Source organism: Paenibacillus brevis (assembly GCF_018919145.1).
Classification (GTDB): Bacteria; Bacillota; Bacilli; order Paenibacillales; family Paenibacillaceae; genus Fontibacillus; species Fontibacillus brevis.
This window is the reverse complement of record NZ_JAHLQJ010000002.1, coordinates 138,120-160,323: the sequence shown is the minus strand read 5'-3', so window position 1 is coordinate 160,323 and position 22,204 is coordinate 138,120. Positions and strand designations below refer to the sequence as shown.

Below are 22,204 nucleotides of genomic sequence, written 5' to 3'. Positions count from 1 at the left end.
ACTGTATTATTGAGCTGAGCCCAATTGCACCCAAGCCTGTTCGATTTCAGGAATGACCTGGTCCTTCGTCTTGTTGCCGCCAATATAGGCCTGCATCAATTCACCGAATTTTTGGTGAAAGGTATCCAGCGAGTAGTTCACCGACAGGTCGCCTGACGGTTCCGTCTTCAGAATTTCTTCCATTTGCTTAGGCATATCCAGATCCGGAAGCGGAGCATCCTTGATCGGAGGAATGACCTTTGCTACTTCGGAGAACCAGTTCTTGCCATAGTCCGAAGTATACAGCCAGTTGAAGAATTCAATCGTTTCATTCACGACCTTGGAGTCTTTGTTAATCCGCAGCGCTTGGTCGGCTCCTGTAATAATGAAGGAGTCTGCCGCATCATCACTTACCGGGTAGCCTGCAATCCCAAGCTCGAAGTCCGGTGTGATTTTCTTGATGGCTTCCTCATCCCATGCGCCTTTACCCGTCATGATCGCTGCTTTGCCTAATGCAAAGTCACTTACCTCAGCATTGCTGTCGCGTTCCAGCGGCTTGTCTGTACCATGCGCAACCGTCGTATCGATGAAGGAGAAGAAATTATCATACAGAACCGGATAGTCCTTGATTTTTGCTTCTCCGCTGATGAACTTGCTCACCAGGTCTTTAGGCTCCATGCCTGCATCCTTCGCCGCTGCATCTACATAGTGTTGGAAGATGTGCTTCCATACCCACCATTCTTTGTAGGCATTAGCAAATGGAGTGATTCCCTTGGCTTCCAGCTTGGTGATCGCTTCATCCAGCTCAGCCGTTGTCTTCGGGAAGGATTCGATGCCTGCATCTGCAAACAATTTCTTGTTGTAGATGAGGGTGAACAGGTTCCCCTTAATTGGAAGACCCAGCACCTTGCCATCCGAAGAAGTCATATTCGACCTAACCGCATCGGTCATCGCCGAGGCGAGCGGTTCATTCGTCAGATCCGCGCTGTAATCCGCGAAGGTATCAATATCTCCGCCTGCCGTTGTCTGGAATACATCCGGCGTGCTCCCTGCAGCGATCTTCGACTTCAGTACCGTATTATAGTCGGCCTGCATAATCTCAAGATTGATCGTCACATTCGGTTTAACCTTTTTATATTCCGATATATACGTGTTAAACGCATCTGTGTATTCCGGAGAAGCTGTGAACATATAAATGGTGACCGGCTTGCTATTGTCCCCGGTTGCCGTGCCTTCTGAATTGGTACCCCCATTGCTTGCGGTGTTATTGCCTCCGCATCCGGATAACAACCCCATAACCAACGCTAAACTGAAGAAGCCTGCCCATACTCTTTTTTTCTTCATCCTTTTGTACCCCCACTTTCGTAGTTAGTGTTGGAATTGCATTAACTGTTATACTCCTCATTGTAGTGAGAGAGCCTCCGGATAAAAATGTAGATAAGTGGCGAATTAAGGGTAAAAAAGTGAAATCGCTTTCTTACCCTTAATCCTTTTTATCCTGATCCTCACTTAATTGGTTCCGGTATTCGGAGGGCGAGGTTCCATAGTAGTTCCGGAAGGCTTTGCTAAAATAGTTCTTGTCCTTATAGCCCAGCATTTCCGATATTTCCTGGACTTTCAACGCAGGATTGTCCAGCAGCTTCCGCGCTCTATCCATCCGTATTTTCTGGACATACTCATGAATTCCGTACCCGAACTGCTGCTTGAACAGCTTCATTAAGTATTCCCTGCTTAGATAATATTTTTCGGCAAAATACGATATTTTTATGTCTTCATAATAATGGTTGTCAATAAAGTCTTTAATATGCTGGGCATCAAAGGAACGCGGACTGGAAGCCGCCTGCATAATAAGCGCACTGTAGTACTCCAATATGCCTGCAAACACATTCTCCAGTTCATCATAGCTGGAAAAGTCGGTCTTCAAGCCAAAGGCTCTCAACGATTTCTCCCCAGGGTTGGGCATATTCTCTTCGGCTACACCATGCTCCCGGGCCACATCATTGAACAGTACGACCAACTCGGTAAGCAGCCGGTCCGCATCTCCGATTCTGAAAAATGCGGTTGACTTAATTTGACGAAGATAATCGCTGCCCAAGGTTGCGGCCTGATGCTGGTTTCCATTCTCCAGACTGCTCTTGATCAGTGTCACCCGGCTGGTAAGCGAAGGGATTTCCAGCGCTCTGCGATCCTCTGTCATGCCCACGAAGGATCGTCCGGACAGCTTGAGCAGGTCGACGCTATATACGCGAATTCTTGCTTCTTCATAAGAGTCCGCCAGCTTCTTGGGATCCAGTGCCGGAGCGCCTTGACCGCCGACAGATATAATACCGAACAAGGTATGGAGCTGGGTAACTACACTTCGCAGCAACTGTCCGGCACGGAACTGCCATTCCCTGGCGTCTGCACCGATTCCGTCATAGACGGCGATCATCTCCCTTTCTCCCTTGGGATTAGCAAAGCTGAAACAGGTGAGCCCCGATTCCGTCATTTCGTTAAATACATTGGCTACCGCAAAGGAAAGAAGCTCTGTGTCCGAATTAAATCTCTGTTCACATACCGCCTTCAGGTTAAGCACTCTTAATACTAGAACCCCATAATATCTTCCTTTATCGTCGGCACCGATCAAAGACATGGAAGCCTGGTCGGTGCTCTTGTTATAGCTGCGTTCAATGAGGGAGAGAAACAGCTTCTCCTTCAGCTTGGGCAGCGACATGTTGTACGTAATGTTGCGGGAAATGGATTCGCTGCGATCCTGCTTTCTGGCCTCCAGCAAATCGATCCCTTTTTGCAAAGCCTGATTCAAGTCCTGCCGATTGACAGGCTTGAGCAAGTAATCCAGAGCATTGGACCGGATGGCTTGTCTCGCATATTCGAAGTCATTGAACCCGCTAATGACGATGACGGGAAGCTGAGGATACTCCTGCTCGATGATCTTCAGCAGCTCCAAGCCGCCCATTTCCGGCATTTTCATATCCATCATGACCAGATCAGGGTTGTAAGCTTGCAGCATATCCAATCCGGCTTGTCCATCAGCTGCCTCCAGCACCTCTCCGACCTGCAGCCTGTCCCATTCGCCTAATATCTGAATCGCCTCACGCAGCGGCTGTTCATCATCAATAATCAATACTTTGTACATCGCTATCTTCACCCCGCGGAATCATCATTGTAATGGATACTCCATGATCTGTACTGCAAATTTTAAGCCCGGCATGTTCTCCATATAGCAGCTTGAGCCGCGTATTCAAATTTTTAAGTCCGATATTCTCGCTCTCCTGGGTATCCTCCCAGTCCTTCTGAAAGAGAGCCTCAAGCTGATCGATCCGCTCTTGCGGGATGCCGGGCCCATTATCCTCGACGGTGATGACAAAGTGGCCTTCCGTAAATGCGGCACTGATTCCGATCTTGACCGTGCCGGACATTTTCTCGACAGCATGCTTGATGGAATTCTCGGTCAACGTCTGTAGGGACAGCTTCGGAATCTGCAGTGACTTCAGGGATTCGTCCCATTCCAGCTCCACCTCAAGCCTGTCGCCGAAGCGCGCCTTCTGCAATGCCAGATAACGGTCGATATGCTGCAGTTCCTCCCGCGCAAATACGATATCCTTGCCTCCAATGCAATATCTCAATGTCAATGCCAGCGCTCCGATCATATCCGCTACCTCGAAATCCTTGCTCCGCAGTGCCTTGGTGGAGATGGCCTGTAAAGCATTGTATAGGAAATGGGGATTGATCTCGGCTTCAAGCGCCTTTAATATCGCATTTTTCTCTACCAGCTTCATTTTGTAACGTTCATTAATCAGTTCGTTTGTTCTGAATACCATCTTATTGAAGTGCCGGTTCAGGTCGGCGATCTCATCCTGTCCTCTTACCAAGGCTACTGCATCAAAGGTACCCTCACTGAATTTCCTCATCTGCCGGGATAACCGGTATAACGGTCTGGTGATTGCATTGGATATCCAGGCAACCAGAATGATCGACAGAATCAAAAATACGGCGCCGATCAAAAAGCCCACATTCCTCGCTTGTCTGGCCGGCTCATAGATATTGCTGTAGGGGATTGGCTTAGCCAGTTCCCATTTCTCCTTCTCTCCCGTATTGCTGACGATCAGGTACTGGCTTCCCTCGGGAGTCCTCCAAATGATTGGACCGCTGCCATTACCGCTATCGCCGTCACTTTCGCTGGGATCCAGGTAATCCCACTGGCTCGTATCCTTCATTTGCTCAAAGAACGAAAGGTCATCCGCATAAAAAGGGGTGTTATCCGGGTCCAAAAAGATCAGATGCTCCCCTTGTTCTATGGGAATGTCCTGCAGGATCTCTTCGATGACTTCCGGCTGAATATAAAATGAGATGACCGCCCGCGGCTCTCGGGAAGCAATGGAGCGAATGACCCGATGGTAAGCCATTAGCCCTGGATCCTTGAAGGTCATATATCCGATTTGGCTGTTAGGCTGGACAAAGGATTGGAAGGAACGGCTCTTCGGGCTGTCCATTGCTTGCTCGAACCAAGGCTGAGCCGCAATCCCGCTTTGAAAGCCTGTCCGGACTTTTGTATCGGAGCCCTCCCGGACGATGGAGTAGTATTTCTCCTGCTCGATCAAATACAGGAAAATACCGTTCAGATCGGAGCGCGAGTAGAACAGAGAGCGCAGGTACTGCTCCAGGTACATCTTGGAGGCGTAGTCCGTGTCTTCATTAACGATGGCTTGAAGCAACTCATCATAGCGGATTTGCGGAAGAGACAGTTGCTCGATATCTGCCAGATAATCTTCCAGATTCTGGTTGACGAGCTTCAGGTTGTTCTCCGTACTTTCAATACTGTTAGCGACGGATTCCTTTCGCAGCATATGACCGGAGATGAGGGTCAACGACACCACAACCAGGATAATGATCGTGGAGAAGAACAGTATGAGCTTGTTCGCCAATCGTCCGGATAAACGGGCATATCCTGCCCGCAGAGCGCGTTTCAGTCCATCGATCATATGCCTCATCCTTTATTTTAGGGGGTTAGGTGCGGGATATTTTCAGTTCACCTTTTTACCCTTAACTGATTTCTTAAATCCATTTAGGGCATCCTAATAACTACACTATACTTACACTATAGCACAGCATATCTGCAATGCTCGGTTTACAAATTTCGTCTGACAAAAGAGGTGCATACAGTTGAAAAGTGGAAGAAGACGAGCTGAGAGACTGGAATTTGGCGCATTTACGTTGCCGATATTGGTCAGCATTATTGTCGTATTTTACTATCCATTCATGATGACGATTCGTTATTCCTTAACCCAATGGAACGGGATATCCAAGCACCCGAAATTCGTAGGGCTGGATAACTTCAAACAAATCTTCATGGGAGATGCGAACTTCTCCAATGCAGCCTGGTTCACGATCAAGTATGCACTGGCCTATATTATTCTGGTGAACGTGCTCGCCATCCTGCTTGCTCTTGTACTCGATATGAAGCTGAAGAGCACGAACTGGCTAAGAGCTGCCTTCTTTATTCCTTATATTTTAAGCTTGGTTATTGTCGGCTTCATCTGGAAGTTCATCTTTATGCAAGGCTTTGAATCCCTGGGTGCCAGTACAGGCTGGGGCTTGTTCGGACTAAGTTGGCTGGGCGAGCAGAATTTGGCTTTCATTTCTATCCTGCTCGTATCGTTATGGCAATCCATTGGCTTCTATCTGGTCATCTACATTGCCGGGCTTCAGTCGGTTCCCGATGATCTCAAGGAGGCGGCCACAGTGGATGGCGCTGGACCGGTTCGCCGTTTCTTTAATGTAACACTGCCGCTGCTTGCGCCTTCAATTACGATCTCTGTTTTTATGGCGCTGACCAACTCGATCAAGGTATTCGACGTAATTCTGTCGCTGACCGGCGGAGGACCCGGAGGGACAACCTATAGCGTGGCCTACGATATTTACCGGGATACCTTCCAGAACAATCTGTACGGTTACGGTACAGCAAAGGCCTTGATTCTGTTCATCGCTGTTCTGATCATTACGGTGATTCAATTGACAATATTCAAGCGCAGGGAGGTTGAAGCCTAATGAAAAAGAAGAGAGACTGGAGAATCATCCTGCTTGAAATTGTCATGGTGCTGATCTCCCTGATCTTCCTGTATCCGCTGTTCCTGACCATCATCAATTCATTGAAGAGCTTCTCCGAGCTGATGACCGATGTCATCGCATTGCCTAAAAAGCTCGCGTTCGAGAATTACTCTTATGTATGGAAGTACATCAACTATCCAAGGCTGTTCCTGAACAACACAGTCATAACCGTACTCGGACTCGCCGGGATTGTTCTGATTTCTTCGATTGCAGCCTATAAGCTGGCTCGAACCAAATCCCGGGCCAGCTCCCTGATCTACTTCATTTGTATTATGCCGATGCTGATCCCGTTCCAATCGATCATGCTGACGGTACTGCAAATGGCTAAAAGTCTGAATCTGTCGGAAAGCACCTGGGGGCTTGGCCTCTTGTACTGGGGCTTCGGGGCTCCATTGGCCCTGTTCATTTACCACGGCTTCGTGAAGGGGATTCCCCGGGAAATTGACGAGAGCGCGACGATTGATGGAGCCTCCGGGTTCCGCCTGTTCTTCAGCGTGATCTTCCCGCTCTTGAAGTCCGTAACGACGACCATCATTATTATCGATGTGATGTGGATCTGGAACGACTTCCTGCTCCCGCTCTTAATGGTCAACGGATCGCCTTCAACCAAGACGCTGACGCTGGCGGCCTACACCTTCGTCGGCCAATATACCTCGGATTGGCAGTATGCCATGACGGCCATGGTTATGGCTGTACTTCCATCCATTATCGTATTCATATTCCTGCAAAAATACATTGTAAAAGGCGTTGTAGCAGGGGCAGTGAAGGGATAGGGGAGTTGAACTAATGATGTACGAGGGGGCAACGTGTAAAGTGTGCTTGCGATCGCTGTTGTTCGCGGATTTCTCTGACCGAATTAGACATTCATAAGCTAGAAATCGGCTCACAAAGGCGAACGCCTCGGCTTTATGCTTCCGAAGCAGCTTTCTTACAGAAAGCTTGTAACACTTCACACTTATGCTCTTCTTCGCAAACTCCTCTGTTCAACTTATATAGGTGCGCCAGAATAGCAAAGCAGCAGCCAAGCCAGAGTTCCGGCTTGGCTGCTGCTTCTTTATTTTTCTGATGAAGATGGGTCCTGCTCTACATAGTGCTTCAGGATGTTCAGCTTATTATCCCAGAAGCGGTCGAAATAGTTGAGCCAACGCTTGATCTCAAGCAGCGGGTCCGCATTGACGCGATATCTTGTCTCTCGGCCCACCTTGCGTTCCCGGATGAGGTCTGCATGGGCAAGGACATGCAAATGCTTGGATACGGCGGTACGGCTCATGGGAAAGTGCGGTGTCAGCTCTTTGAGCGGCACTTCCCTCTCGCCAATCAGGCTTAACAGCTCCCGCCGGGTCGGATCCGCAACCGCCTGAAATATGTCCTGTTTCTGTGCTGCCGATGACGATGACATACTCAGCTCTCCAAGAAGGCGGACAGCTTCTTCACGATACCGCTCCAGCCTCCATCCATCCGGCCTCTTACCAGTTCGTGCGGTTCCCCGAATTCAGTCAACTGCTCAGCTGTCCAGCCGCTGTGAATCAGCGTGAATTCAACCTGATCACTCTGCTGCACCAGTTCAAAGGTTAGTGTCCAATCCTTCCCCCAGGTAAAAGACAACCGCTTCTCCGGCTCAACCTCCAGCACCTTGCAAGGGGATTGGCCAAAGGGTCCTGCCTCGAGAATAAATTCATGACCTGCCACCGGCTGCAGGTTGCCGGGCATAAACCAGGCTGCCAGCCCTTCGGGGGTGGATACGGCTTCCCACACCTTTTGAAGCGGAGCTTGTATAAGAATTGTCTTGCGGATATCGGGTAATGCTTGAGTAGACATTAAGATACTCCCTTTCAGATTTAATACATGAAACCTTATGGTTTCCATTTATTATACTCCTTATACGAGAAATATGAAACCATTTGGTTTCCATATAGGTTGAATTAATGATTATGCACGCTGGTAGCAACGTGGAAGTTGCTTACGATTGCGGTTGGTCGAGGTTTTCTCTGAATCAACCAAGCCGTCATAAGGAGTTTTACTCATCAACTTACTTTTGGTATGATAGTGTCCAATCAAGCAATCCAGCTATACTTGCGATCAGCCTATACGGACCGCAAATTTGAATACAGGAGGTCTTTGTTCTATGTCTGACTTGACTTATCACCTTCACACGGAAGCAGATCGTGCGGATGGCAGTGCAACGTCGCTTCCCCTCTCCATTCTGGATCTGGCTCCGATTCCGGTCTCTGGCTCGGCTACAGAGTCGCTAAACCGTTCGCTTGATCTGGCGCAGCATGCCGAGCGCTGGGGCTATAACCGCTTCTGGCTGGCCGAGCACCACGGCATGCCTGGCATCGCCAGCTCTGCGACGGCCGTGGTCATCGGCCATATCGCCGCGGGCACGAGCACGATCCGGGTCGGCTCGGGCGGCATTATGCTGCCGAACCACTCGCCGCTTGTAGTGGCGGAGCAGTTCGGCACGCTGGAGTCGCTGTATCCGGGGCGGATCGACCTTGGACTCGGGCGCGCGCCCGGGTCAGATCCGCTCACGGCGCAGGCTCTGCGCCGCGGTCCGGGCAGCGACGGCCAGGACTTCCCGGAGCGGCTCCGCGAGCTCCGGGAATATTTCCGGCCCAGCGACGGTCCTGCTCTGCCGCCGCGGGTCCGGGCCGTTCCGGGCGAAGGGCTGAACATCCCGATCTGGCTGCTTGGCTCGAGCGGCTTCAGCGCTCAGCTAGCTGCCGTGCTCGGCCTGCCGTTCTCCTTCGCCAGTCACTTCGCGCCGGACTATCTGATCCCGGCGCTGGAGCTTTATCGCTCCCGGTTCGAGCCCTCGCCGCACTTGGAGCGGCCTTATGCGATGGTCGCGGTCAATGTCATCGCGGCGGACAGCGATGAGGAGGCGCGGCGTTTGGCGACAAGCCAGGAACAACAGTTCCTGGGCCTGATTCGCCGCCAGCCGGGACAGCTTCGCCCGCCGGTCGATTCGATGGACGCCATCTGGACTCCCCAGGAGAAGGAGCTCGTCCAGCGTCAGCTTAGCTTCGCGGCTATCGGCTCGCCACAGACCGTCCGTAAGAAGCTGGAACAGATCCTGGAGGAGACCGTTGCAGACGAACTGATCGTAGCCACACAAGTCTATGATCATCAGGCTCGGCTGCATTCCTATGAGCTGCTGGCAGAATTGATGAAATAAGTTGGTATGAATAACAGCAGCCCCGTCGCACAAATGCTGACGGGGCTGCTACTGCTATATTTAGAAGTTATGCTGATACCACGCGGATGCCGCGTCGATCTCTCCCTTAGTGAGCTGATGGCCGGCGGACTGCCATTGTACAGTGACCTTCGCCCCTGCTCCGGCAAGCAGCCGCTCGAGCTCTTCTGTCTCTTGCGGAGAACAGAGCGGATCGTTCGTCCCTGCTCCAATAAATACCGGAACCCCGTTCATCTTTGGCAGCTCTATGCCTCTTCGCGGAACCATCGGGTGATGCAGAATCGCCCCGCGCAGCGCAGCGCTGTAATGAAAGAGCAGGCTGCCTGCAATATTAGCGCCATTGGAATAGCCAATCGCTACGATATTGCCTCGATCAAATCCGTATTTCTCCGCCGCTTCACCAAGAAAGTCATGCATTTCCTTGGTACGCAGGACCAGGTCCTCTTCATCAAATACGCCTTCGGCCAGACGACGGAAAAATCGGGGCATCCCGTTCTCCAGGACGCTGCCGCGGAGGCTGAGTACAGACGATTGCGGCGAGATAATTCCGGCAAGCGGGAGCAGATCCTGTTCTGTCCCTCCGGTTCCGTGCAATAACAGCAGTACAGGTGCTTTAGCATCGATCCCTTGTTGAAATACATGCTTCATTCCTGGTCTCCCTCCAATATCCGAACCTGAATCGGCTCCAAGTTTGCTTCTATGATTTCTCTATCTTCTCATATACCGTTCCCGCACCCCCGGCACCATACTGCATGGGTTCAATGTTGATATCGATTATATTACCTAATTCTCCCATAGATTGGAATCGGGCAAAAGACCCTTCCTGCCCAATCGCGTAAAATTCCCTTCCATCCTTCATTAATCAAGCCGTCTTCTCAGGTACCGCACACTATATAGGCCACTCCGCCGAAGAACCAGGTACTGTTAGCTCCTCTTCATTCCTTCCTGATTTATTTAATTCAAATATAATAATCTCAACATTAAGATAAATGTTTCAAAAAAGCACAGGACTATTTAAAGGTAGCCTGTGCATGTCTGCCAAGCTTCTTCAACAGCTCTGCGGCCATCCGTCTCTCCTCTTCCGAAAGACCGGACATGACTTCAGCGATCACCTCTGCATGCTTGGGAAACGCCTCTTGTATGAATGCGGTGCCTTCCTCCGTAATCTCCGCATAAATCAAACGGCGGTCTTCCTTCGAGGCATTACGCCGTACAAAGCCGCGCTTCTCCAGCTTATCCACTACATAAGTAATATTCCCGCTGCTCATCAGCACCTTGCCGCCAATCTGTTGGATCGGCTGAGGACCTTTATGATACAACAGCTCCAGCACTCCAAATTCCGTCCGCGTCAGACCAAAGCCGCGAATATCCTTCTCCGTATGTGCATTTACCCATTGACTGGCTCTGGTCAGTGCAATATGAAGGTTCAAAGCATCCTGCTGTGGATAGCTCATAGGGAACCCTCCTTGCTTCAAAATTTGTTATATCTTAATATAAAGATAATAAATTTAGTTTGAGTTGTCAAGACAGCAACCTCGAACACGCCACCATGGACTACTTCCATTCCTCCGGCAGCAATCCGGCATAATGCGGCTGCAGGTAGCGATCATCCACCAGCATGATCAGACCCTGGTCCTGCTCAGAGCGAATCAGTCTGCCTCCGGCCTGGAGCACCTTGTTCATCCCGGGATAGACATAGGCATAATCATAACCGTCCTTGTCCCGCGTATGAAAATAATCGCGGATCAAATCCCGCTCGATGCCAATCTGCGGCAGCCCGACTCCGATTACGGCCACTCCGGTTAAACGGTCTCCTACCAGATCGACTCCCTCCGAGAAGATGCCCCCCATCACAGCAAATGCAGCCAAGGTCTGTTCCCCTTCCGCCTGAAAAGCAGCCAGAAAGCTCTCCCGTTCCTCCTCGGTCATGGAGCCCGTCTGCATCATAAGCTTTACTTGATCCGGCAGCTCAGCAGCAACCTCCTCATAGATAAGACTCATGTAGACGTACGAAGGAAAAAACAACAGATAATTGCCCGGCCGTTCCACGAGCACCTTCCGCAGCATTCCTGCAATGGAAGACTTCGTTCGCTCCCGATCCCGGTATCTGGTCGAATACGGATGAATTTGCACCTGCAGCTGTTCACGCGAAAAAGGAGATGGCACGCTCAGAGTATAGTCTTCCTCAGAAGCACCCAGCATATCCCTGAAATAATGCAGCGGCGATAAGGTCGCCGAGAAAAAGATACTTGAGCGGAAGCTCTTGCCCGCTTCGCGAATTAACTGCGAGGGGTCCAGGCAAAACTGAACTAGTCGAACATCTCCCGCCGTCAATTCGGTATAGCTGACATACCGCTCATCATAAAGCTTGCCGATCCGCACGAAGTTGTTTGCCGTAAAATAGGTTTCCAGCAGCAGGCCGGCGCTCTCCGGCGAGACACCTGCTGCTACAGGTGCAAACAGCTCCTGTTCTGCTTGCGCCAAGAAATCCTCAGCCAGCTTGAGCAGGGTCTCCGGTTTCTGATAATCAACCGGGCTGGAAGCATCCGCTTCTTTTTTTAGCGCGACAAAGAAGCTGTTTATCGTCTTGGCAGCACGATATACACCCTCATGCTGACCCTTATATGCCCGCTGCAGCTCAAGAAAGGGGCGTTTGGTGATCTCTGCTGAATACATATCCCGGCCCCGGTCCACCAAATGATGCGCCTCATCCACCAGCAGCACGGCCTTGCCCTTCTGCTCTCCAAGCATTCTTTTTAACGAGACTCTAGGGTCATAGATATAATTGTAATCACAAATAACCGCATCCGCAGCATAAGCCAGCTCCAGCGAGAATTCAAACGGACACACCCGGTGCTTAAGGGCATAGGCTTCGATGACCTGCCTGCCGATCATGGTTTCATTCGCTAAAATATCCAGCACTGCCCCGTTGACCCGGTCATAGAACCCGTCGGCAAACGGACAATCCTCCTTCCTGCAGCTGACCTTCTCCTGGAAGCAGACCTTCTCCTTCGCCGTAAGTGTGACTACATGCATCCGCAGTCCGGCTTGCACCAGCAAAGAAAAGGCGGCTTCTGCCGCAGCACGATTAGTCGTCCTTGCCGTCAAGTAGAAGATTTGCTGCAGATGCCCTTCTCCAATAGCCTTAACGGCCGGAAAGATCGTCGAGATGGTCTTCCCGATGCCCGTAGGGGCTTTGGCAAACAGATTAACCTTCTCCTGAATCGACTTATATACCGCTCCCGCCAGCTTGCGCTGCCCGGCTCGATAATCCGGATAGGGAAATGCCAGCGGCGGAATGCTCTGATCGCGCTGATCGCGATGGACCATCCTCAGCCGGACGTATGGAGCATAACCAGCAACGACCTCATGGACAAAGGCTTCCAGCTCCATGTAGCCGAACTGCTTCCTGAACCGCTTTAGCTCGCCCGATGGAAGCTGCATATAGGTAAGCTGTACCGACATATGCGTGAGCCCGCGCTCCCGTGCTGCCATAAAGGCATAGCACTTCGCTTGCGCCCAGTGTACCGGATAGCTTTCCGCCTCTATAAACGCCAATTCCCCGGAAGTCGATTTGATCTCATCAATCATCAGGGAGCCGTCCTCCTGCGCAAGCAGGCCGTCACAGCGTCCTTCTACCAAGAAGACCAGCTCTTCACACGGAACCTCTGCCGACAGATACACTTCCCTCTGATCCAGCTCGCCATATTCCTTCTGCACCTGTTGATGTGCCCGTGTTCCCTCCACAAGGGCATTCGGACGGCCGAACCCGCTGTCCAAATCTCCGCCGCGCAGCACATATTCCACCAAGGGACGAACTGCTATTCGAATCGAAGAGGAGGATTCCATTTCCTGATTCCGTTTTTTCAAAGCTGTCATGCCATCCCTTCATCTGCAATTACCCGAACAATCGAACATTTGTTCCAATTGTATCATATTTCCCTCCACTCGGGCTATGCGTTGTCCCGTTAAGCTGTACAAAAAAGCCTGCTCCTTCCTTTACGGGAAAGGGGCAGGCTTTTTGCCGCACCTTATTTTCTTGGAATCTTCACTCTAGCAATAAAGTCTTCAAGCTCGTTCCCGGTTACCTTCACATCCGGAACGATCCGTGAAGAGGCAATATTGCTCTGCAGCACATTCCAACGGTGATTCACCACATACAATAACACCTGATGCTCTTTATCTTCCATTACCAGTTGCCCGACACCTTTGCCAGAGGTTGTACGTCCAATGATGCTGACATGATCACCATAGGTTTTGAGCCCTAACGTGAGCAGTTCTGCTGCACTCGCTGTATCTTCATCGACAAAGATAGCAATGTTACTAAAGTGAATTTGATCTGGACCAGAGTAATAACTGTATGTTGCTCCATCCTGATAGATAAGCGTGCTTGTAGTCAGCTCGGGCAGAAGGATGTCCAGAATATTGTTAGCACTCTCCGTCAATCCGCCTCCATTCCCACGCAAATCCAGTATCAGCGTCTTTTCCTCCGGTGAAGGAATATCGTCGGCTAGCTTGATAAACTGGTCATCGGTCGTTCTGGAGAATTCATCCAACTTAAAGTAACTGATTTGGCCAATATCCTTATGAAACACTCCGCCTCCCTTATCGGACTTGGTCAGTTGCTCATAAAGCTCCCCGTACGCCAAGAAAGTGAGTTGATCATCGTACTGTCTTGACTGATCGATAATTGTTGCCATTTGAGATAGGGAAAGGTCAGGTGAATCCAGCCTCTCCAAACTGCGATCCAACTGAGCCAAGTCTTTACCGTACAGATAGTTCTCCTTCATAAATGCCTTGATTCGAGATCCAAGCGACTGATTTCTGCCATCCAGAGCTTCCCGTACATAAGAGGCCGTCGGGTCCTCCGCATTCATCTCCAAGGCGCGTTCACTGTATTCGCGAGCCTCCGGCTCATGGCCGAGCGTAAAATGAGCCAGCGCCAGTTGTGACCAAGATTCGCCATCTTCAGCGTCTATCTCAGTCGCCAGCTTAAAGTGCTCGGCTGCCTTCTCAGTCTGACCGAGTTCCATTTCACACCGCCCTGTAAACCAAGGAATTTCAGCTGAAGAGGGCTCCGTTGTCTTTAAGAGCTGCTCCCCTAGCTCCACACACCGCACATATCGCTTGCCCCAGGAAAGTGCTTGAAGCTTCTTCACATATCCCGTCTCATTCCAGGGTTGGTTTACATTGACCGCATCATAAAATTCGATCGCTTTCGTGTAGTATCCATGATCAAGGTATAGCTGCCCCATGGCCGCAAGCAATTGCTGGGGAGCATTTGAATTCATATATACAGTTTCTGCCCCTTCCCGATCTCCCAGAGCGCTATAAGTACGTATCAACCGCCCCTCCAGCTCAGGGTCTTGGGGGAATACGAGAGTCATGCTTTTAAATTGCTTTAAAGCAGACTCGTAGTCGCCATGATCATAATACGTCTGGCCTACCTTAACCTGAGCTACCCACTCCGAAGGGAACCGCTCTGCCGCCTGGATATGAAACGCTAAAATTTCGTCGTACCCCGCAGTTTCTTCCAGATAAGCAGCCATTGCCCAATAGCCTTCGTAGGTATTAGAATAACGTTTCAGAAAATTATCCGCATATTCCTCTGCTACATCAGGCCGGTCTAATTGAAGCAGTGTATATACTCGCATCGAAGCCGCATCACCATTATCCGGATGGGCATCCAAGTACTTATTCAGCTTCTTCAGAGCAGCCTCGTAATCGCCCATCTCGTAGGAAATCAGGCCGATCCAATAATGCGCTCTTGCATTTTCACTGTTCAAATCGACTGCCTTTTCATAGCTTGTCAATGCTTCGCTTGTTCTACCCAGATGGTATAGCGCATTTGCTTTATTGGTATACTCCACATCATCATTAGGGAGCAACAATATGGATTTCTCCGCATAGGCTAACGCTTGTTGATAATCCCCGAGCTCGTGGTATGCCCAACTCAAATTATTAAAGGGGGTATCCAGCGGAAATGGGACTCGTTTCTCTTGAGTCAAATCCCGAAGCTCAGGGTCTGCCTCGTACACATAGGCGACAGCTTCTTCCAGATATACTATGCCCTCCTCATATCTTCCCTCTTGAATGAGAGCGACCGCCTGTTCATTCTGATCATTAATTTTCTTTTCCAGCTCTGCCGGTACTCGGTAAGGCTCTGCCGAGGGAAGATTCAAACAACCGCCAATCAATCCCAGACTTAGCACAAGACCACAGATATACCGAAGACGCGATATGATTTTCAACCTGCTCGCCCCATCCCATAATTTTGTTATTGATTGAATGACTGCTAGATCAAGGCTTAGGGATTTTCTTTAAGAAGCTCTCCAGCTGATTCCCCGAGACTCGAATATCCGGCTCTATCTTCGAAATGGCAATGTTATTCTGCATTACGTTCCAATAATGGTTCACGGCGAACAGCATGACCTTCTCTGCTTTGTCTTCAAAAACCAGCTGACCCACACCCTTGCCGAAGGTAGGACGTCCGATCACGGTCACATTCTCTGCATATGTCTTGAGCCCGAGCGTGAGCATTTCGGCGGCACTTGCCGTATTCTCATCGACAAAGAGAAAGATGCGGCCAAACCTGACCTGATCTGCATCAGAATAATAGCTATAGGTGTACCCATCCCGATAAATCAGCGTACTGGTTACAAGATCGGGGAGCAGGACATCCAGCATATTATTCGCACTCTCTGTTAACCCTCCCCCGTTATTCCGCAGATCAAGTACCAATGTCTTCTCTTCCGTAGAAGAGATATCATCCAGCAGGCGTATAAATTGGTCATCCGTGCTTTTGGTGAAGTCTTCAATTTTAAAGTAACTGATATCTCCCAGATCCTTGAAGATGACATCACTATCCCCTGCCCCGCTCATCTGCTCATAAAGCTCGCCATAAATCAGAAAGGTAAAGCGATCCTCCGGTTGTCTGACCTGATCAATAATACTGGCAATTTCAGCCGCCGCTAGATCTGGCGCATCCAGGGGCTCCAATCTTTCCTCCAGCTTGGATGCATCTTTCTCATAGAGATAGTTGTCGATAAAAAATTGTTTGATCCGGGCACCTAGCGGTTCATTGTGGCTTAGGAGTTCCTCTTGCACTGATTGGGCAACGTTGTCATACTCATAGATTTCTAATGCGCGCTCACTATATTCCTTGGCCTTCTCCTCATTTCCCAGACGAAGATGTGCCATTGCAAGCCACGACCAGGATTCGTTATCCTCCGGATCTGCCTTGGCAGCCAGTTCAAAATACGCAATGGCCTCCTGATCCTTGCCAAGCTCGGTCAAGCAATCTCCCGTATACCAGGGGATATCCGACCAGAGGGGAGATATGGATTGCAGCGTCTGCTCGCCAAATTCTGCACAGCGGGCATAACGCTTCCCCCAATTCAAGGTTTGAATATATTTTACATATCCCGCTTCGTTGGAGGGATACTCCTCTATGTAGGCTTCAAAATAAGGCAGTGCCCTTCGATACATTCCTTGATCCACATAGAATGTCCCCATTGACATGGTTAGAGACTCCGGGTGCTCTGACGAGGCATACAGCGCCTCAGCTCCTTCGATATCGCCAAGAACACTATACACCGAAAAGAGCTTTTCCAGCGTCTCCGGCTTATCAGGAAATGCGCTAACCAAATGATTAAATTGCTTGAGCGCATCCTCATACTCATCATAATCATAATAAACCTCGCCAAGCTTGAGCTGTGCCTTCCAATGATCAGGCAGGTGTTCGGCAGCATCTTCATAGAAGGCAATCACTTCCTTATCCTTGCCCGTCCATTCCAGATAAGCTCCCATTACTTCATACTTTTTAAATTCAAAGGTATATTTCTTGGAATAATTCCTCGCGTATTCCTCTGCCGTCTCCTGCCGTCCCAATTGAAGCAATGTATACACCCGCATAATAGCGGCATCGGGATCACTTGGATATTCCTTCAAATATTTGTTGAACTCCTTCAGAGCCTCGGTGTAATCCTCATAATCGTAATAATAAATCATTCCCAGACCATAATGGGCATTTGAGCTGTTCTTATTCAGCTCAAGCGCCTGCTCATAATTAGACACAGCTTCGTCAATGCTGCCTATTTCAGACAACACATTTCCCAGAGTGACATACTCATCATCATAATTGGGTAACATGAGCAGTGATTTCTCGGCAAAAGCAAATGCACTTTCATATTCACCGGCTAAATACAAGGCATTGCTCATATTAGTAAAGGTCGAATTCAACAGTTCCGGTACCAGCTTTTCCTGACTGAGTGTCTCCAGCTCCGGATCAACTTCATAGGCATAATAAATCGCCTTTCTCATATGAGTTAACGCCGTCTCATACTCTTCTTCGTTCATCGCCGTCATGGCTTTGGAATTCAGCAATGTAATTATTTCCTCCATATCAGCAGGCAGTGCATAAGGATCACTCATGGAATCCTCCATACATCCGCCAAGCAGACCTAATACCAGAAGGCCCAAAATCCCCCCGATAATTTTAGACATGATTTTCAATGATGATCGTTCCTCTCCACTTTTCTGTTCCTTTTTCCCTAAGTTTTCGACAGCTGCCCTAATTTCCCTTTTAATTCATTATAATAAAAGCCCGGAGAAGCTCAGAAAGCAAGAAGAGACCCGCCAGTCCTGGCGAGCCTCGAAATGAGCTTTAACATGTTACCCTGGAAGATTCTCTGAATCAAACTCCGATTCCGACCCCTCCAATACGGCCTCAAGCGAGTTTGATACCCGTTGATAGAGATAAGAGATCCCAAGAAGCAAGACACCGAACGCGAAAAAGGCAATGATTTTGCTTCCGGTCGTCATCAGATTGAGATCGAATAAGAGCATTTTTCCCGTGGAGAACAGGGTGAGACCCAGACCGATTCTACGAATCTGCAAGTATTTGCGGCGGAATCCGTACCCGATGTACCCCAGTGCCAGCAGAAGATAGGTTATGCTGAACAGCCAGCCGATCGACCCAAGCCGGAGCTGAACACCCAGGAACGCTGTAATAATGCCCAGCAAGTAAAGTCCCAACAGAACCGGATACCATTCCCTTCTCCCTGTATGCGACAGAAACAGGTCGGACAGGAGATCCCGTGCGCTAAGGAGCACCATCGCCTGAAGCGCGATCAGAATAAGCAGTCCCGCGATATTCTCCGCGCCATTCGGAACCCCGGCAGGACTCAGTGCCGGAAGAGTCAACGTAATGATAATGGACATGAGGTAACCGATTCCGTATAGAATTCGGGAGTAATAGGTCACGAAGGAATTTCTCAGGACCGATACGGCCGAAAGGGCATAGGCCAGAACTAGGGTGACGCAAGCCAAGAGCAGGAATTGGAAAAATTCATACAGCGATGAGTTGTACGGCATGAACCTTTCATACATTGCTCCAGATTCATAAAGCGCATAGAACCAGATGTTAACAAGAGCCGTGTTGCTTATAGCAGATATGCTATCCTTTTCTCCGCGGCCATAACGACCTTCCACATCCGGAAGACGCAGTCTGAAAGCATAGAATAAGGCTAACCCCAGCAGACCTAGCGACAGAAAAGTATACTTCCATTCAAAGTCTATCGGGCTTATATCCACTAATACGAGCAAGATATCGACAGCTATGAACGAGAAGACGCAGAGTGCCGTAACGATCCAGCCGATCCGCTCTACTCTTCGGGATTGATACAAATGGCCCAATATAGAGAGGACGAGGGCTTCCAGCAGCCAGGCAACGGACACATAATGGATACCGAACTGTAACGGAATGATCCAGAGGGAAAAGGCTACCGAAGTCCCATAGAACAGAATCCGGGTGCCTCTCTCCTGCGGCAGACGACGCTGCGAGATAATCCCCAGCACAAGATATACAGCGGAGAAGATCAGCGACAGCAAGCCGTCCAGCTTCTCCCATCCAGCGCTGTAGAGCAAGCTATACAGAACAATACAATTGATTGCTGTATTCACTGCCAGCAAGGCAAAATCCATTCCGCTCAAACGCACCTGCTGCTTCATTGGAAGATACAACGTCACACCCAGGTACAGGGCAAAGGAAGCCACCGCATAGAGCATCCCGATCGCCGGGAGTTCTGCTTGATAGACTAGCATAAGCATAGAAATCACATGCAGTCCAAAGCTTATGTAATGAACAATGGTCCAGCGTTTACTAAGCGATACGGCAAGGATTAGGACGCTTAGCAGGAACAAGTAGCCCATCGCGACATAGACGGCCTTTCCTTCCATTCCATACGCAAACATATAGGAGAAGAACGGCAGATATCCCCCGACCAGACCGAAGCTGCAGATGGTACGCGACTGATATCTCAGAGATAAAGCTACAGCCGCTGCTGTAATCAGAACGGATACCGCCATCCCTGCGGGGAGACTAAATATTTCCAGTAGGAAGTAGCTGTAGAAGACTGAGCCATAAAGTACTGATATCCCGCCGCCAAGGAGGCTGAGCGCAAATACTTGTCTCTTTTTCCGAAATAGCCATTCTCCGCCGGCCATCATCAAAAGTCCAAGCAGGAAAAAGGCCGCCGCCTTCATCCCTTCATTAAACCAGTGAAGATATGTATAGCGGAAAGCCGCACCTACGGCAAGCAGAAGCATCAATATGCCGAGCTTGCTGAGCAGGTTTAACCCGATTTTCATTTCTAGACGGTTTTGCTTCACCCTCCGCTGGAACACTTCCTCAGATAACGGTTCAGAAGCCATCTGATCGTAGCTGGATGTAATATCATCCTGAAGCCTTCTTTGCTCGGTCATCAGCGCCTGGCGTTGAGCCGCCATCTTGCCATTCAGCTCGGCCTGCAATTGAGCAAGCTTAGCGCTCATCTCTTCCTGATCCGCGGCTAAGAAACTCCCCGCTTGCGTATAAAGATGTTCAATTTTACTTTTTGCAGACTGTTCAACCGCAATCAGCTTGTTCACATGGCTATGTGACGCAGAAGAAAAATAAGTGTCCAGCTTCTGCTTGGAGGCCCGAATGAAATCCATTCGCTCATCCAGCATTTGCTCGGACAAGGCCTGACGGAGCTTGCGGTTCTCTTCCTTCAAAACATGCATTCGAGCCGCCAGCTCTTCCGCTTGCTGCCTGTATTCCGTATATCCGGCGCGCAGCCGCTCATTCTCGCGAACGATGTCATTCGCTTCATACTCGCTCAGGAGCTGCTGATATTCGCGGGCAATTCCTTGCTGGGCATCACGCAATTGCTCCAGCCTTTGCCTGTAGGTATCCATGATTCCCCTCCCATGGGTGATTTGGTGGTTTTATCCATTCTACTACATAACAACCGGCTTAAGCCTCTAAATTTCATAAAATAAGGCTATGGTTGCAGCTTGTAAAATATGATACGATTGCACCTGTTCGGCCTGTCATTGACATTTTGGGCTACCCATCATTAACCATTTAATAACCGGAGGCAACATGTCAACTTCAAACGCTGTTGCACAACGTCAGCAAAAATGGAAGAGCTTGATCTTCCCGATACTTACTGTATTTATCGGCTTTTTTATCTTTGGATTTTCTGAAAATGTGAAGGGACCTGCCATCCCTCGGATTCAAAGCGACTTCTTCCTGGATGAAATGCAGATTGGCACCCTGCTCTCGCTTAATTCACTCGGCTATTTATTGGCCTGCTCTTTTACCGGACTTCTGATCCACAAATGGGGAGTACGATGGATCAGTATCGCCTCCTTCGTCTTAATGGCGTTGACCGGTGTGCTGATGTTCTATTCACCGACCTATTCCACCTTGTCGGGCTCCTATTTCCTGATGTACGTCGGCAACGGTATGCTGGAGATCGCGCTTGCCGTGCTTGGTGCGCAGATCTTTGTGCGGAATACGGGGACGATGATGAACCTGGCCCATTTCTTCTATGGTCTCAGCTCCATCGTCGCACCAATGCTGGCTACCGGGCTGATGCGGGTATCGATCGGCGGCCATGTCCTGGATTGGCGGGGAATGTACCTGATCGTGCTGATGCTGTCTCTTATTCCGGTTATTCCGGCTCTACTTGGGAGATTTACTCCACCGGCATCCCAGGACACTGTAGAGAGAATCTCCGTCAAGCAATTTATGCGCGATCCTGTCATTTGGATGCTGGTTGTCATTTTGTCCTTTGGCGTTATCTCCGAAATGGCCGTAGGCGGCTGGCTCGTTAACTATCTGGAAAAGGCCTATCAATGGAATTCCACCGCAGCCTCAGGGATGCTGTCTGCCTTCTTCCTTTGCTTCACGCTCGCTCGGCTATTGCTCGGGCCCATTACCGATAAGATCGGCTATACCCTGTCATTAATCATTCTCGCCGGCTTTTCCGCCATCTCGACCTTTATTGCCATTCTTACCGGTGAACCGGGAGCCTTCCTGTTCGCGCTTGCGGGCGTGGGCATCGCCCCGGTCTATCCGACCGTCATGGCGCTCATCGCAGACCGTTATCGCGGCAACAGCGATACGGCCATCAGCTTCATCGTCACGCTGATGGGGGTCGGCAGCATGCTCGGCAATTATGCCATTGGCGCCATCATCACCGGAATCCGCAAGCTCTTCGAGCAGGGGGATAACGTCCAGCTTGGACTGCTGCGCGGTCTGCAGGCCGGCTACGGATTTATCGGCGTATGCGCCCTCGTCTGTTCCCTGGCGAGCGTGGTTCTCTATATGTATCTGAAGCGGAGAAAAGAGCTGCTCTAGAACAGGCGGGCTTATTTGTCTTGGCGGCTTATTAAAAGCGGCGAATTAAAAATGGGAGTAGTCCGATAAGTCCGCAAATTAAAAATTGGGCGAGAAAAGGCACTAACCCTTTTCCGCCCAACTTCGTTCGCTTGCTCTTGCAGCTCTAATTCCCACCGCATGGGATCTCATGCCAGCATTTGAATGCTTTTCTGCACTATAATCGCCACATGAGCTCACACACCAGTAATTTT

General features: G+C 49.9%; 15 protein-coding genes. 4 read left to right on the top strand and 11 right to left on the bottom strand.

The window, feature by feature from the left end; translation table 11 throughout:
* Positions 1-6: 6 nt before the first annotated feature.
* The 3 genes from KQJ23_RS02920 to KQJ23_RS02910 all read right to left on the bottom strand — a co-directional run bounded on the left by KQJ23_RS02920 (position 7) and on the right by KQJ23_RS02910 (position 4,961).
* The gene (locus KQJ23_RS02920; RefSeq protein ID WP_216477182.1) at positions 7-1,323 is read right to left on the bottom strand and encodes an ABC transporter substrate-binding protein; all 1,317 of its coding nucleotides are present in this window, start codon (positions 1,321-1,323) and stop codon (positions 7-9) included.
* 139 nt (positions 1,324-1,462) lie between these two features.
* A complete protein-coding gene (locus tag KQJ23_RS02915; RefSeq protein ID WP_216477181.1) occupies positions 1,463-3,115 on the bottom strand; it encodes a response regulator in 1,653 nt (550 codons plus the stop codon).
* Positions 3,093-4,961: a cache domain-containing sensor histidine kinase gene (locus tag KQJ23_RS02910; RefSeq protein WP_216477180.1), complete on the bottom strand. Its 1,869-nt coding sequence runs from the start codon at positions 4,959-4,961 to the stop codon at positions 3,093-3,095. Before KQJ23_RS02910 ends, KQJ23_RS02915 begins: the two co-directional genes overlap by 23 nt.
* 175 nt (positions 4,962-5,136) lie before the next feature.
* Here KQJ23_RS02910 and KQJ23_RS02905 point away from each other — a divergent pair, with 175 nt between their 5' ends.
* Positions 5,137-6,027, top strand: coding sequence for a carbohydrate ABC transporter permease (locus KQJ23_RS02905; RefSeq protein ID WP_187375183.1), 891 nt, complete (start codon positions 5,137-5,139; stop codon positions 6,025-6,027).
* Positions 6,027-6,860, top strand: a complete 834-nt coding sequence (locus KQJ23_RS02900; RefSeq protein WP_216477179.1) for a carbohydrate ABC transporter permease — start codon at positions 6,027-6,029, stop codon at positions 6,858-6,860. The genes KQJ23_RS02905 and KQJ23_RS02900 overlap by 1 nt, the downstream gene beginning before the upstream one ends.
* Before the next feature lie 281 nt (positions 6,861-7,141).
* On the opposite strand, the gene KQJ23_RS02895 is transcribed toward KQJ23_RS02900, so the two are convergent.
* Both KQJ23_RS02895 and KQJ23_RS02890 read right to left on the bottom strand, forming a co-directional pair.
* The gene (locus KQJ23_RS02895) at positions 7,142-7,486 is read right to left on the bottom strand and encodes an ArsR/SmtB family transcription factor (protein WP_216477178.1); all 345 of its coding nucleotides are present in this window, start codon (positions 7,484-7,486) and stop codon (positions 7,142-7,144) included.
* Between the two features lie 2 nt (positions 7,487-7,488).
* Positions 7,489-7,905: an SRPBCC family protein gene (locus tag KQJ23_RS02890; RefSeq protein ID WP_216477177.1), complete on the bottom strand. Its 417-nt coding sequence runs from the start codon at positions 7,903-7,905 to the stop codon at positions 7,489-7,491.
* Between the two features lie 307 nt (positions 7,906-8,212).
* Here KQJ23_RS02890 and KQJ23_RS02885 point away from each other — a divergent pair, with 307 nt between their 5' ends.
* Positions 8,213-9,265 carry an LLM class flavin-dependent oxidoreductase gene (locus KQJ23_RS02885; protein ID WP_216477176.1) on the top strand — a complete coding sequence of 351 codons (1,053 nt, stop codon included), beginning with the start codon at positions 8,213-8,215 and terminating at the stop codon, positions 9,263-9,265.
* A 60-nt stretch (positions 9,266-9,325) separates the two neighbouring features.
* Here the strand turns inward: KQJ23_RS02885 and KQJ23_RS02880 are convergent, their stop codons facing one another.
* The 6 genes from KQJ23_RS02880 to KQJ23_RS02855 all read right to left on the bottom strand — a co-directional run bounded on the left by KQJ23_RS02880 (position 9,326) and on the right by KQJ23_RS02855 (position 20,521).
* Positions 9,326-9,931, bottom strand: a complete 606-nt coding sequence (locus KQJ23_RS02880; protein WP_216477175.1) for an alpha/beta hydrolase — start codon at positions 9,929-9,931, stop codon at positions 9,326-9,328.
* A gap of 362 nt (positions 9,932-10,293) precedes the next feature.
* Entirely contained in the window at positions 10,294-10,737 is a 444-nt protein-coding gene (locus KQJ23_RS02875) for a MarR family winged helix-turn-helix transcriptional regulator (RefSeq protein WP_216477174.1), read from the bottom strand.
* A gap of 100 nt (positions 10,738-10,837) precedes the next feature.
* Positions 10,838-13,162 (bottom strand): ATP-dependent DNA helicase, encoded by a 2,325-nt coding sequence (locus tag KQJ23_RS02870; protein WP_249529463.1) that lies wholly within the window; start codon positions 13,160-13,162, stop codon positions 10,838-10,840.
* Positions 13,163-13,314: 152 nt separating this feature from the next.
* On the bottom strand, positions 13,315-15,534 hold the full coding sequence (locus tag KQJ23_RS02865; RefSeq protein WP_216477173.1) for a tetratricopeptide repeat protein: 2,220 nt from the start codon (positions 15,532-15,534) through the stop codon (positions 13,315-13,317).
* Positions 15,535-15,583: 49 nt separating this feature from the next.
* Entirely contained in the window at positions 15,584-17,788 is a 2,205-nt protein-coding gene (locus tag KQJ23_RS02860) for a S41 family peptidase (RefSeq protein ID WP_216477172.1), read from the bottom strand.
* A 168-nt stretch (positions 17,789-17,956) separates the two neighbouring features.
* Entirely contained in the window at positions 17,957-20,521 is a 2,565-nt protein-coding gene (locus KQJ23_RS02855; protein ID WP_216477171.1) for a DUF2339 domain-containing protein, read from the bottom strand.
* Positions 20,522-20,708: 187 nt separating this feature from the next.
* On the opposite strand from KQJ23_RS02855, the gene KQJ23_RS02850 reads away from it, so the two are divergent.
* Positions 20,709-21,971 carry an MFS transporter gene (locus tag KQJ23_RS02850; RefSeq protein ID WP_216477170.1) on the top strand — a complete coding sequence of 421 codons (1,263 nt, stop codon included), beginning with the start codon at positions 20,709-20,711 and terminating at the stop codon, positions 21,969-21,971.
* The last annotated feature ends 233 nt before the right edge of the window (positions 21,972-22,204 follow it).

What these genes read in the sequence shown, in the direction of transcription:
- KQJ23_RS02915 (WP_216477181.1), bottom strand. Translation starts at nt 3,115, where the DNA reads ATGTACAAAGTATTGATTATTGATGATGAACAGCCGCTGCGTGAGGCG.
- KQJ23_RS02920 (WP_216477182.1), bottom strand. Translation starts at nt 1,323, where the DNA reads ATGAAGAAAAAAAGAGTATGGGCAGGCTTCTTCAGTTTAGCGTTGGTT.
- KQJ23_RS02860 (WP_216477172.1), bottom strand. Translation starts at nt 17,788, where the DNA reads ATGTCTAAAATTATCGGGGGGATTTTGGGCCTTCTGGTATTAGGTCTG.
- KQJ23_RS02880 (WP_216477175.1), bottom strand. Translation starts at nt 9,931, where the DNA reads ATGAAGCATGTATTTCAACAAGGGATCGATGCTAAAGCACCTGTACTG.
- KQJ23_RS02895 (WP_216477178.1), bottom strand. Translation starts at nt 7,486, where the DNA reads ATGTCATCGTCATCGGCAGCACAGAAACAGGACATATTTCAGGCGGTT.
- KQJ23_RS02870 (WP_249529463.1), bottom strand. Translation starts at nt 13,162, where the DNA reads ATGACAGCTTTGAAAAAACGGAATCAGGAAATGGAATCCTCCTCTTCG.
- KQJ23_RS02855 (WP_216477171.1), bottom strand. Translation starts at nt 20,521, where the DNA reads ATGGATACCTACAGGCAAAGGCTGGAGCAATTGCGTGATGCCCAGCAA.
- KQJ23_RS02885 (WP_216477176.1), top strand. Translation starts at nt 8,213, where the DNA reads ATGTCTGACTTGACTTATCACCTTCACACGGAAGCAGATCGTGCGGAT.
- KQJ23_RS02910 (WP_216477180.1), bottom strand. Translation starts at nt 4,961, where the DNA reads ATGATCGATGGACTGAAACGCGCTCTGCGGGCAGGATATGCCCGTTTA.
- KQJ23_RS02850 (WP_216477170.1), top strand. Translation starts at nt 20,709, where the DNA reads ATGTCAACTTCAAACGCTGTTGCACAACGTCAGCAAAAATGGAAGAGC.
- KQJ23_RS02890 (WP_216477177.1), bottom strand. Translation starts at nt 7,905, where the DNA reads ATGTCTACTCAAGCATTACCCGATATCCGCAAGACAATTCTTATACAA.
- KQJ23_RS02875 (WP_216477174.1), bottom strand. Translation starts at nt 10,737, where the DNA reads ATGAGCTATCCACAGCAGGATGCTTTGAACCTTCATATTGCACTGACC.
- KQJ23_RS02900 (WP_216477179.1), top strand. Translation starts at nt 6,027, where the DNA reads ATGAAAAAGAAGAGAGACTGGAGAATCATCCTGCTTGAAATTGTCATG.